This window comes from Variovorax sp. P1_H2, assembly GCF_056405295.1.
The window spans coordinates 22,133-34,179 of sequence record NZ_JBFUCJ010000081.1 but is presented as its reverse complement, the minus strand read 5'-3'; the positions used below and the strand labels follow the sequence as shown (position 1 = coordinate 34,179).

Below are 12,047 nucleotides of genomic sequence, written 5' to 3'. Positions count from 1 at the left end.
TGCCCGGCTTGTTGTCGACCACCACCGGCTGGCCGAGCGCCCTGCCCAGCGCATCGCTGACGGCGCGCGCCACGTAGTCGGCGGCGCCGCCGGGCGCGAAGCCGATGACCAGCCGGATCGGCCTGTTCGGATAGTCGCCGGGCTGGGCCGGGGCCGTGCTGCCGAAGGCGCAGAGGCCGATGGCCAGGGCCAGGGTTCTCGTGTTCATGGGCTTGTCTCCTTCTTCTTTTTGGGGCGATCAGGGTGCCGTCGGCATGCGCAGGACGATCTTCCCGACATGGCCGCCGGCTTCCATGCGCGCCTTGGCGTCCGCCAGCCGCGCGAAGTCGAACACCTGGTCGATCTGCGGCCTGATGGCGCCGGCGGCGATGTGGGGCAGCACCTCGGCGACGAAGCGCGGCACCGCGGCGGCCCGCTGGGCCTTGCTGCGCAGCTTGTTGGAGACGCCGAACAGCGTCAGCCGCTTCGCGTGCAGCGCCGCGAGGTCCAGCTCGGCATGCACCACGCCGTCGACGTAGCCCACGGTGGCGAGCCGGCCCTCGAAGGCCATGGCACGGATGTCCTCGGCGAAGACGGTGCCGCCGACCGTGTTGACGACCAGGTCGGCACCGTGCCCGCCGGTGGCCTCCCGCACCGCGCCGGCGAAATCGGCGGCCCGGGTGCGGATCGCGACGTCGAGGCCGAGCGGGCGCAGCAGCGCCAGCTTGTCGTCCGAGCCCGAGGTCCCGATGACCTTCGCGCCGAGCACCTTCGCGAGCTGCAGCGAAGCCACGCCGACGCCCGAGGACACGCCGTTGATCAGAACCCATTCGCCGGCCTGGACGCGCCCCTGCAGCACCAGCATGTCGTAGGACACCAGGAAGGTCATCGCGATGCCGGCGGCCTCCTCCCAGGACAGGGCGGCGGGGACCGCGATGGCCTCGGCCTCGTCCATCAGCGCGTACTCGGCGAAGGCGCCGGCGCAGCGGCCCATCACCCGGTCGCCGGGCTTGAAGCGGGTGACTTCCGCGCCCACGGCGACAAGCTCGCCGGCGCCCTCGCCGCCGATCGCCTTCCAGCTGCCGACCTGGCCGTGCAGCCCATGGCCGGCCACGAACTCGCCGCGGTTGAGCGCCGCGGCCCGCATGCGCAACAGCAGCTGCTGCGGTCCGGGCTCGGGCATGGGGGTCTCGCGCCGTTCCAGCACGCTGGCCGTGTCGGTCATCTGCATCCAGTAGGACTGCATGGTGTCTCTCTTTCTCGTTGTTCGTTTGACCAGGCCGGCGCCGGGCCGCCCCAAGGCGGCCTGCGGCCCCCCCGGGGGGCAGCGACCACACGCAGTGAGGGAGCGTGGGGGCCACATCTAGCGGCCGGTGAAGACCGGCTTGCGCTTCTGCATGAAGGCGCTGCGGCCCTCGGTGTAGTCGGCGCTCTCGAAGCAGCCGCGGATCAGCGAGGTGCACAGCGCCAGGTCGAGCTCGGGCGAGGGCTTGAGGATCTCGCGCGTGATCGCCTTGCCGGCCGCGATGGTCAGCGGCGCGTTGTCGGCGATGGCGCCGGTGTATTCGGCCAGCAGCGCATCGAGCGCCTCGGGCGCGCAGAAGCGCGAGACCAGGCCCAGCGACTTCGCCTCCGCGGCATCGATGCGCCGGGCGGTGAAGAACAGGTCCTTGGCCGCGCCCGGTCCGATCAGGTCGACCAGGTTCTTCATCGCCGAGTAGCGGTAGCCCAGGCCCAGCCGTGCCGCGGGAATCGAGAACACGGCGTCGGCCGCGGCGATGCGGATGTCGCAGCTGATCGCCACGTTGACGCCGCCGCCGATGCAGTAACCGCGGATGCAGGCCAGCGTCGGCTTCGGGAAGTCGTGGATGCTCGTCAGCGCCTCTTCGGCCATCGCCTCGTAGCGGGCCACGGCCTCGCGTGCGGCGCGCATGTCCTCGAACTGCGAGATGTCCGCGCCCGAGACGAAGGCCTTCTCGCCGGCGCCGGAGAAGACGACCAGCCGCACCCGGTCGTCGTCCTGCGCGATGCGCAGCAGCGGCGGCACGGCTTCCCACATGTCGACCGACAGCGCGTTGTGCCGCGCGGGGTTGTTGAAGCGGATATGCAGGGTGGAGGCATCGCGCCAGGTCTGGACGCGCTCGGTGCCCGATGCATAGGGGGGGTTCGACATCTCAATAGACTCCGGTGGCTCTCATGCGGGCGATCTCGTCGGCGGCGATGCCCAGTTCGAGCAGCACTTCTTCGGTGTGCTCGCCGCGGCGCGGCGCGGCGCGGGCGATGGTGCTGGGCGTGCGCTCGAGCTGCATCGGCTGGCCGACCAGCCGCTGGCGGCCGAGCCGGGGCGAGACCACCTCCTTGACCATGCCGAGATGCGCGATCTGCGGCTCGGCGAAGACTTCGCGCATGTCGCTGATGAGCCCGCAGGCGACGCCGCCGGCATTGAACTGTTCGATCCAGTGGCTGCGGTCCTGCGCGGCCAGGCGCCGCTCGATCTCGGCATTGAGCGCATCGCGGTTGACCGAGCGCGCGGGCTTGTCGTGGTAGCGCGGGTCGGTGATCCATTCGGGCGCACCGAGGATGTGGCAGAAGCGCTCCCAGATCTTGGAGCCGAAGACGGCGATGTTGAGGTAGCCGTCGCGCGCCTTGTAGACCCCGGTCGGGATGCTGGTCGGGTGGAAGTTGCCGGCCTGGCTCGCGACTTCGCCGTCGACCAGGTAGCGCGAGGTCTGGAAATCCATCATGTAGACCATCGACTCCAGCAGCGAGGTATGCAGCCACTGGCCGCGGCCGGAGGCTTCGCGCTCCAGCAGCGCGACCAGGATGCCCTGCGCCGCGAAGATGCCGGCGCAGAGGTCGGCGATCGGGATGCCGACCCGCACCGGGCCGTCGCCGGACAGGCCGGTCACCGACATCAGGCCGCCCATGCCCTGCGCGATCTGGTCGAAGCCCGGGCGGGTCGCCAGCGGGCCGGTCTGGCCGAAGCCGGAGATGCTGGCGTAGACCAGGCCGGGGTTGTCGGCCGCGAGCGATTCGTAGTCGATGCCGAGCCTGAACTTGACGTCGGGCCTGAAGTTCTCGACCACCACGTCGGCGCCCGCGATCAGCCGCTTCAGCGTCTCGACGCCCGCGTCCTCCTTGAGGTTGAGCGTGATCGAGCGCTTGTTGCGGTGGGTGTACTGGTAGTCGGAGCCGTCCTGCCCGCCCAGGGTGTCGTCGCCACGCATGTGCTCGGGCATCTGGACCTGGATGACGTCGGCGCCCCAATCGGCCAACTGGCGGCAGGCCGTGGGGCCGGCGCGAACCTGGGTCAGGTCGACGACGCGGAAGCGTTGCAGGGCGGATGAGGCTGGCAGATGGGGCATTCGGGCGGCCGCGGGTGAATTTGGAGGATCGAATTGTTTTCTTTGATCCTCATAAGTGTCAACACTTTTGTTGAAATAGAGAACATATCTATCGTATTCCCTCGCCAAGTCGTATACGATATTTCGAAGACGAAAGATGATCCATGCTGCCCTGGCTCGCCCGACCCACCCCTGAAGACCTCTCCGCCGCGCGCGACGTCCCGCTCGCCAAACTGGTCCGCGACGACATGCTGACGATGATCCTGCGCGGTGAACTGCTGCCCGGCCAGCGCATCAACGAGCCCGATGTCGCTGCCCGGCTCGGCATCTCGCGGGTGCCGGTGCGAGAGGCGCTGCGCGAGCTCGAGAGCACCGGGCTGGTGGTGGCGCGCAAGCACGCCGGCGTCTTCGTGCGCGAGCCGAGCGCGGACGAGGTCCGCGATCTGTACGAGATGCGCGGACTGCTCGACGGCCTGGCGGGGCGGCGCGCCGCCCGGCTCGCGGACGAACCCCGCATCGCGCTGGCCGATCGGCTCGACGCCTTCATCGTCGCGATGAAAGCCGCCGCGGCTGCGCACGAGGTCCAGCGCTACTACCACGAGAACCTGAACTTCCACTGGGCGATCGTCGAAGCCGCAGGCAACCACGTCCTGGCGGACAGCTACCGCGGCGTGGTGCAGAAGCTGCACCTGTCGCGCCTGAAGAACCTGTCGCAGGACACCGGCATGCGGGCATCGATCGCCGAGCACGCCAGGATCGCCCGCGCGCTGCGCAAGGGCGACATCGCCCGCTGCGAGGCACTCATGGCGCGCCATGTGAACGACGCCTACGGCCGCTTGCAGCGCTGCCCTCCCTGAGCGGCAGCGCCCGCGTGAACCCGAACAACCATCAGGAGACAAGTCCATGCAACGCCGCGCCTTCACGCTCGCCCTCCCCTTCGCCCTGACGGGCCTTCACGGCCTCGCCCGCGCCCAGGCCTTCCCGAACCGGCCGATCCGCTACATCGTGCCGGTGGCGGCGGGGGGCGGCAGCGACATGGTGGGCCGCACCGTGACCGAGCGATGGGGCAAGCTGCTCAACCAGACCTTCGTGGTCGACAACCAGGGCGGCGGCGGCGGTGTCATCGCCTCGCAGAACACCGCCCACGCGCCGGCCGACGGCTACACGCTGATGCAGGGCTATGTCGCCACCCATGGCACCAGTCCGGCGACGCGGCGGCTGTCCTACGACCCCGTCAAGGACTTCACGCCGATCGGCATGATCGGCGGCACGCCCAACGTGCTGGTGGTCAACGTCGATGTGCCGGCCAAGGACTTCGCCCAATTCATCGCCTATGCGAAGCGCAATCCGGACAAGCTGAGCTACGGCTCGGCGGGTGCCGGATCGCTGACCCACCTGACCATGGAACTGTTCAAGCAGCAGGCGGACCTGCAGATGACCCACGTGCCCTACCGCGGCATCGCGCCGGCGTTCACCGACCTGATGGGCGGGCAGACCCAGGCCATGTTTCCGGGACTGGCCGCCGCCATGCCGCACATCAAGTCGGGGCGTGCCCGGCCGCTGGCCGTCACGGGCAAGGCCCGCCATCCCCAGATCAAGGACGTGCCGACGCTCGAGGAACTCGGCCTGAAGGGCTTCGAAGCCATGCAGTGGTACGGCGTGGTCGGTCCGGCCGGCATGCCTGCCGACGTGGTGCGGGTGCTCAACGACACGCTCAACACGGTGCTCAAGGCGCCCGACATGGGCGAGAARCTGTCGATCGAAGCGATCCAGCCCATGCCGATGAGCCCGCAGCAGTTCGGCGACTACATCCGCGCCGACGTGGCGCGCTGGACCCAGCTCGCCCGCGACCGGAACATCCAGCTCGAAAACTGAGCCCCGACTTCCCYTTCCACTCCCACCGACCACGCGAAGACTTTTCATTCATGGCACGCAATACCCAGGTCGCCGCCGACCACAACGCCCCCCCCGTCACCCGCATCCTTGCCGAATACGTCGCCGGCCACGCCTCGCGCGGCTGGAGCGACGCGGTCGACCACGAAGCCCACCGGACCTTTCTCAACTGGCTGGGCTGCGCCGTCGGCGCCGCACGGCATGAAGCGGTCGAGGCCGCGCTGGCCGCCGTGCAGGTGCTGCAACCGGCGCCGCAAGCCACCCTGCTCGGCCGCGCCGAGAAGGTCGACATCGGCAGCGCCGCACTGCTCAACGGCATCAGTTCGCACACCTTCGATTTCGACGACACGCACCTCAAGACCATCATCCATCCGGCCGGCCCCGTGGCCTCGGCGGTGCTGGCCCTGGCGGAGCACACCGGCGCCAGCGGCCGCACGGTGCTCGATGCGCTGGTGCTCGGCATCGACGTCGCCTGCCGGCTCGGCAACACGGTCTATCCCGACCACTACGACCGCGGCTGGCACATCACGGGCACCACCGGCATGCTGGGCGCGGCGGCCGGCTGCGCGCGCCTGCTCGGCCTCGACGCCGACCGCACCGCGATGGCGCTCGGCATCGCGGCTTCGCAGCCGGTCGGGCTGCGCGAGCAGTTCGGCACCATGACCAAGCCCTTCCATCCGGGCGGCGCCGCGCGTGCCGGCCTGATGTCGGCCTTGATGGCGCAGCACGGCTACACCGCGAGCCCGCGGGCGATCGAGGCGCCGCGCGGCTGGGCCCAGGTGGTGTCGACCAAGTACGCCTGGAACGAAGTCACCGACGAACTCGGCGAGCGCTTCGAGATCTCGTTCAACAGCTACAAGCCCTTCGCCTGCGGCATCGTGATCCATCCGAGCATCGACGCCTGCGTGCAGCTGCGCGAGCGCGGCATCCAGCCCGGGCAGGTCGAGCGCATCGAGCTCAAGGTCCATTCGCTGGTGCTCGAACTCACCGGCAAGAAGGAACCGGCCGACGGCCTGCAGGGCAAGTTCAGCGTCTATCACGGCTGCGCGGCCGGGCTGGTGTTCGGGCGGGCGGCGGAAGAGGAATTCGCCGACGACATCGTGAACCGCCCCGACGTCGTCGCGCTGCGCCGGAAGGTCGTGGCGACGGTCGACGACGGCATCGACGAGGCCAGCGCCGACGTCACGGCGGTGCTCGCGGACGGCCGCCGCGAGCATGTGTTGGTCGCCCATGCGATCGGCTCGCTGCAGCGCCCGATGAGCGACGCCGACCTGGAGCGCAAGTTCCACGGCCTGTCGGACGCGATCCTCGGCGTGCCGCAAACGACAGCGCTGCTGGGCGCCTGCTGGGCGCTCGGCGCGGCTTCGGACGTCCGCGAACTGACCCGGCTGGCGCGCCCGTAGGCGGTGCCTTCAGCCACCGTGCGCGCGCAGCCAGGCTGAGCGTCTGCCGGCGGCACGTGCTCGGTCACCTGTGCCTCGACCGGAAAACCGATGGGACGGGCTTGCCCGCTAAGGCCTGTTCACACTATTTCCTTGCGGCCCTCGAAATAGGCAGCCAGGCGCAGTCGTTCCCGCTCGAACGGCGACATGCCGGCGAGAACCGCCTTCCAGTCGCCGATGCGGCCCGCGCGGTCGATGTCCTCGCAGGCGGCCGCGAACGCGAGCGCACCGACCATCTTGCTGGCGCCTGCCATGCGGTGGGCGCATTGGGTGACCTGGGGGACGTCTTCGGCGGCCACTGCCTGCCTGAGTCCGGCCGAGTCGTCTTCGCAAGTTCGCCGGAAGGCTGCAAGCACCTCGCCCACCATCGCTGCGTCGCCAAGGCAGGTCGCCGTGAGGAGCGCCTGGTCGATCGGGCTGGCGGAGGGGCCGGCCTCCGGGCTCGCGTCGGCGGGAGCGGTGGACGCCGAGGGGGCTCGGGGAAGCGGCAGCCATCGATCGAGCTTGTCGGTCAGCTGCGCCAATTCCACCGGCTTGACCAGGAAGTCGTCCATGCCGGCAGCGAGGCACGCCTCGGCCTCTCCCTGCAGCGCGTTGGCGGTGCAGGCGATGATCGGCACGCGCTCGCGCCCCGCGTCGGATTCCAGCCTGCGGATGCTGCGCGCCAGTTCGTAGCCGTCCATGTGGGGCATGTGACAGTCGGTGATGACCAGCCCGAAGCGACCCGCCTTCCACATCTCCAGGGCCTGGACGCCGTCTTCGGCAGTCTTGGCGGCATAGCCCAGCGTTCGCATCTGGCGCAGGATCAGCATGCGGTTGACGGGATGGTCATCCGCCAGCAGCACCAGCGTTCCCTCCGTCTCGGCCTGCGCGGTGCCGGGCGCCACGCGGCGCATGACCGTGGCCGTCGTGAGCGCCCGCTCGTCGTCGGCAGTGCTGCCTGGCAGGGGCTCGGCGACCGGAAGCGACAATTCCAGGATGATCGTGGTGCCCATCCCGGGCGCGCTTTCCATGCGGATCGTGCCTCCCATCATCTGCGCCAGCTGCCGGGAGATGACCAGTCCCAGTCCGGTGCCGCCCGGCCGCCGCCGCGCCTCGTCACCGTCAGCCTGGCTGAAGGGCTGAAACAGGCGCTGCTGATCCGCCGCAGAGATGCCGATGCCGGTGTCCTTCACCTCGAACCGCAGCTTCTCCTGTCCCTCCGCCCGCCCCAGCCATTGCACGTTGATGTCGATCCAGCCCTCGGAGGTGAACTTGATCGCGTTGCTGACGAAGTTGTTGAGAATCTGGCGCAGGCGCACCGGATCGACCCGCAGCGCCGGACTGATGCGCGGATCGACCATCCGCCGGACGATCAGGCCCTTGCTGCTGGCATTGCCCAGGTAGAGGCTCTGCACCTCGTCGACCAGGCGCTTGATCGAGACGACCTCGGGGCGGATCTCCAGCTTGCCGGCCTCGATCTTCGAAAAATCGAGGATGTCGTCGATGATGCGCAGCAGCGACCGGCTCGATTCCCGCACCAGCCCGAGCGTCTCGCGCTGCTCGGCGTCCAGTTCGGTCAGGCTCAGCAGTTCCAGCATGCCCAGGACGCCGTTCATGGGCGTCCTGATCTCGTGGCTCATGGTGGCCAGGAAGGTGCTCTTGGCGCGGTTGGCGGCTTCCACCTCGGCGCTGCGCTGCGCCAGGGCCGAATTCAGCCGCTCGATTTCACGCTCCTTCTTCTTCCTCTCCGTCACGTCTTCCGCCATGGTCAGCAGGTAGCGCGGCTGGCCGGCGTCGTCGAGGATCGGAATCTTCTTCGCGTGGAGGACGTGCACGCTGCCATCGTGCGCATGCAGGGTCTCCTCGGGGATGTCCACTTCCCGGCCCAGCGCCAGCGCCTCCTTGTCCTTGGCCGTGAAGAAGTCGGCCTCCTCCGGGGAACTGACGAAGTCGTGAATCGTCTTGCCGAGCAGCTCCTGCTCGCTGCGCCCCGTCAACTCTTCCATGGCGCGGTTGGCGCGGACGAGCTTCAGGTCGATGGCGTTCTTGACCATGACTTGATAGGGGATGTGGTGGATCACCGAATTCAGGAACGCATTGGCTGTTTCCAGTTCGGCGGTGCGCAGGCGCACCCGCGCCTCCAGGTCGGCGTTGAGGGCACGCAGGTCTTCTTCCGCCCGGCGCAGCGCCGCCGTTTGCACTTGCTCGGCGAGCGCTCGCCGCACCGAGAAACCCAAGCGCCGCAACCGCTGCTTGAGGACATAGTCCGTGGCGCCGGCCTTCATGCAAGCGACCGCCTCGTCCTCGGTCATCGCGGTGGCAATCACGATCAACGCAAGCTCCGGCCGCTGCTGCCGCACCTGCCGCAGCATCTCCAGGCCGCCGACTTCGTAGTCGGACAGCATCAGGTCGAAGGCTTGCCGATGCAGGGCGGAGACGAAGTCCTCCCGGGTCTGCACCCAGACGACATCACAGCCAAGGTCCTCGTCCTGCAGCCTGGCCCGGACGCGCTCCGCATCGGCCGGGTCGTCCTCGAGATGCAGCACTCGAATGGCGGCGGTCATCTCGGCCCGCCTTGCTCGCCACGGAGCGCCTCGACGACTCCCTTGAACTCCTCGCGATTGCGCTCGCTCAGCGCGGAAAGGGCCTCGTGGGCGTGCAGGATCCGCTTCTGCACCGACGCCTGGTCGCTGTCCGCGCCCAGCGCGTAGAGCTCGGGCGCGGCGGGGCTGTCCTCGCGGACCGCGGCCAGCACCTGCTGCATGCTCAGTTCCTCGAACAGGGCGCGCACGGCCGGCCTCACCCCCGCGAGCACCACGCCGCCCCGGGCGACCAGCTCGTGCACCGTGCCGAGGCAGGTGCTGTCCATGTACTCGCAGCCGGAGAGGTCCAGCACCAGGGGGCGCCCCCCGTCCAGCACGGCCAGGGCCGTTTCATGGAAGGCGTCGCAATGCATCCAGCTGGCTCGCCCGCGCAGCGCAAGGTAGGCGGCCTGGTCAGTTTCGCCATAGAACACCGCCTCACTCTCGGGCCGCGGCGCGCCGGATGCGGCAGCCGCGGGGAGCTCGGCGCCGTTGTCGAACCAGGAGGCGCCGGCGTGCGCGTCGATCAGCAGGATGGTCACGTCATCCCGGTCCACGCCCGCTGGCGCGTCAGCGTGAAGTCGAGCCATCACTTGCTGGGCACTGGAGAGCGGTTCGGCGAGCACCTGCTGCAGCAGTTCCAGCTCGCGTTCCGACCCGGAGGGCAGAAGCCCGTCGGTGTAAAGCAGGATCCGGTCGCTCGCCAGGAGCTGGAGGCGCTCCTGCTGGAAGTGCGCGTCCGGCGCCAGCCCGAGCGCGGGCCCCGTGCGGCGGATCAGGCGCGTTTCGCGGCCATCGCGTGCGTGCAGCACTGGCGGATGGCCCGCCGATGCCAGCGTGAGGCTCGCGTCCGACGTATCCAGCAGGCCGAAGACGGCCGTCAGGAACAGGCCCGGCGCGGCGTGCGCCTCGCAGATCGAGCGGTTCACCGCGGCCAATACCTCCGCCGGCGGCAGCGGGAGGCCGGTCGCCGGGTCCACCAGCACGAGCCGCTGCTTGAACAGCACCGAGAGCATCGCCGAAGTCACCCCGTGGCCGGTGGCATCGGCCAGGTAGAAGGCGAGGTGCTGCTCGCCCAGCCGGACCACGTCGTAGAGATCGCCGCCCACATGCTGCCCCGGCCGGTAGACCGCCTGGATGCAGTAGCCCTCCATGGGGGGCGGGCTGTGCGGCAGCAAGGCGCGCTGGATGACCTCCGCGCGCTCGAGATCGCGGCGCAGCACTTCGGAGGTCTGTTCGAGTTCGCAGACCTTGCGCTGCAGCGCCCGGTGCAGCTGCTCGCGGTCAGCCAGCAGCTGCCGCCGCTCGAGCGCATTGCGCACCACGACCCCCATTTCTTCCGAGCGCGGCGACTTCGGCAGGAAGTCGAACGCCCCCAGCCGGATCGCGGCCATCGCCGTGTCGAAGGTCTCCAACCCCGAAAGGACGATCCACATGGCATCGGGCACCGCCTGGCGTCCCCAGCGCAGCAGTTCCAGGCCGTCCATCCGCGGCATCATGATGTCCGTCAGCACCAGGGCGACGTCCGGGCGCTGGCGCAGGACCTCCTGCGCCGCGATTCCGTCGGCAGCCTCCAGGACCGGCGCGCAGCCGAGGTTTTCCAGTGTCAGCTTCACCATCAGGCGGGCCACCGGCTCGTCGTCCACCACCAGCGCGACGGAAGGGACAGGCTCGAGGTTCATCACATCCTCTAGCAGCTAGAGTGCCGTGCAGGAAGAATTCTCCGAGCCGGCGGGCGCGATGGCAAGCCACTGTCACAACTAGCAGCAGCGCGGATCTCCGCTTCAGAGCGCAGCGAAGGTCCGAGAAGGCCCCCCAATCACTGGGCCAGCGTGATGTTGGCGTCCTTGATGATCCTGGCGTAGATCGCGGYGTCCGCGCGCAGCACCTTCCGGAATTCTTCCGGCGTGCCACCCGCGACCTGCAGGCCCAGCGCCTCGATCTTGGCCGTGACCTCCGGCAGGCGCAGGATGCGGTTGATCTCCTCCGACAGCTTCTGCACCACCGGCGCCGGCGTCCCGGCCGGCAGGAACACGCCGAACCAGCCGTAGGGATCGAAGGAGTGGTAGCCCAGCTCGACGAAGGTCGGCACGTCCGGCAGCCCCGGCATGCGCTGGGTGCCGGTCACGGCCAGGGGCCGCATCGACTTCAGGTGCGGCCGCGCGCTGGCGCTGTCGATGAAGGCCGAGGCGAGCTGGCCGCCGACCAGGTTGGTGACCAGCGGCGCGGCACCCTGGAAGGGCACATGCACCAGGTCGATGCCGGCCTGCATGTTCAGCAGCGCGCCCTGGATGTGGGCCGAGGTGCCGGCGCCGTAGCTGCCGAAGTTGTACTTGCCGGGGCTGGCTTTCACCATCTTGATGAAGTCCTGCAGGGTCTTGGCGGGCGAATCGAGCGGCACCGCCAGCAGGCTCGGGCTGCGCGCGATGATCGTGACCGGCGCCAGGTCCTTGAGCGGATCGTAGGGGAGCTTGTCCATGAGCGGCGGCTGCTGGATCAGCGCCGTGATGCCGATCAGCATCGTGTGGCCGTCGGGCGGCGCCCTGACCACGACCTGGTTGCCGATGGTGCCACCGGCGCCGGGACGGTTCTCCACCATCGCCGCCTGCCCCCAGGCTTCCTGCAGCTTCTGCGCGACGGTGCGCGCCAGCGTGTCGGTGGCACCGCCGGCGGGATACGGCACGATCAGCTTCAGCGGCTGGCTGGGATAGCTCGTTTGCGCCAGCGCCGGAACGGCCAGCAGGCTTGCCAGTCCGGCCGCAACGCAGAGCCTGCGCAGCATCGATGTCTCCATGGGCTTGTCTCCTCAGGAAGGGTTGAAAAAT

9 protein-coding genes and 1 pseudogene are annotated in these 12,047 nt (G+C 69.2%); 3 read left to right on the top strand and 7 right to left on the bottom strand.

What is annotated here, in order from left to right; all coding sequences use genetic code 11:
* From AC1D2E_RS24030 to AC1D2E_RS24015, 4 genes and pseudogenes are all read right to left on the bottom strand, one after another.
* Nucleotides 1–208, bottom strand: a pseudogene (locus AC1D2E_RS24030) (tripartite tricarboxylate transporter substrate binding protein); the annotation flags it as partial.
* 30 nt (nt 209–238) lie between these two features.
* Nucleotides 239–1,225 (bottom strand): zinc-binding dehydrogenase, encoded by a 987-nt coding sequence (locus tag AC1D2E_RS24025; RefSeq protein ID WP_478199720.1) that lies wholly within the window; start codon nt 1,223–1,225, stop codon nt 239–241.
* A 117-nt stretch (nt 1,226–1,342) separates the two neighbouring features.
* On the bottom strand, nt 1,343–2,152 hold the full coding sequence (locus tag AC1D2E_RS24020; RefSeq protein WP_478199719.1) for an enoyl-CoA hydratase: 810 nt from the start codon (nt 2,150–2,152) through the stop codon (nt 1,343–1,345).
* 1 nt (nt 2,153) lies between these two features.
* Complete coding sequence (locus AC1D2E_RS24015) at nt 2,154–3,344, bottom strand: CaiB/BaiF CoA transferase family protein (RefSeq protein WP_478199718.1); 1,191 nt, start codon at nt 3,342–3,344, stop codon at nt 2,154–2,156.
* Between the two features lie 143 nt (nt 3,345–3,487).
* Between AC1D2E_RS24015 and AC1D2E_RS24010 the strand changes: the two genes are divergently transcribed.
* From AC1D2E_RS24010 to AC1D2E_RS24000, 3 genes are read left to right on the top strand one after another with little or no spacing between them, the layout of a single operon-like run.
* Complete coding sequence (locus AC1D2E_RS24010; protein ID WP_478199717.1) at nt 3,488–4,180, top strand: GntR family transcriptional regulator; 693 nt, start codon at nt 3,488–3,490, stop codon at nt 4,178–4,180.
* Between the two features lie 46 nt (nt 4,181–4,226).
* Nucleotides 4,227–5,198 (top strand): Bug family tripartite tricarboxylate transporter substrate binding protein, encoded by a 972-nt coding sequence (locus AC1D2E_RS24005; RefSeq protein WP_478199716.1) that lies wholly within the window; start codon nt 4,227–4,229, stop codon nt 5,196–5,198.
* A 50-nt stretch (nt 5,199–5,248) separates the two neighbouring features.
* Nucleotides 5,249–6,619: an MmgE/PrpD family protein gene (locus AC1D2E_RS24000; protein ID WP_478199715.1), complete on the top strand. Its 1,371-nt coding sequence runs from the start codon at nt 5,249–5,251 to the stop codon at nt 6,617–6,619.
* Between the two features lie 119 nt (nt 6,620–6,738).
* Here the strand turns inward: AC1D2E_RS24000 and AC1D2E_RS23995 are convergent, their stop codons facing one another.
* The 3 genes from AC1D2E_RS23995 to AC1D2E_RS23985 all read right to left on the bottom strand — a co-directional run bounded on the left by AC1D2E_RS23995 (nt 6,739) and on the right by AC1D2E_RS23985 (nt 12,016).
* Nucleotides 6,739–9,204 carry a response regulator gene (locus tag AC1D2E_RS23995; RefSeq protein WP_478199714.1) on the bottom strand — a complete coding sequence of 822 codons (2,466 nt, stop codon included), beginning with the start codon at nt 9,202–9,204 and terminating at the stop codon, nt 6,739–6,741.
* Nucleotides 9,201–10,904: a SpoIIE family protein phosphatase gene (locus AC1D2E_RS23990; RefSeq protein WP_478199713.1), complete on the bottom strand. Its 1,704-nt coding sequence runs from the start codon at nt 10,902–10,904 to the stop codon at nt 9,201–9,203. The genes AC1D2E_RS23995 and AC1D2E_RS23990 overlap by 4 nt, the downstream gene beginning before the upstream one ends.
* Before the next feature lie 137 nt (nt 10,905–11,041).
* The gene (locus AC1D2E_RS23985) at nt 11,042–12,016 is read right to left on the bottom strand and encodes a Bug family tripartite tricarboxylate transporter substrate binding protein (RefSeq protein ID WP_478199712.1); all 975 of its coding nucleotides are present in this window, start codon (nt 12,014–12,016) and stop codon (nt 11,042–11,044) included.
* Between the last annotated feature and the right edge of the window lie 31 nt (nt 12,017–12,047).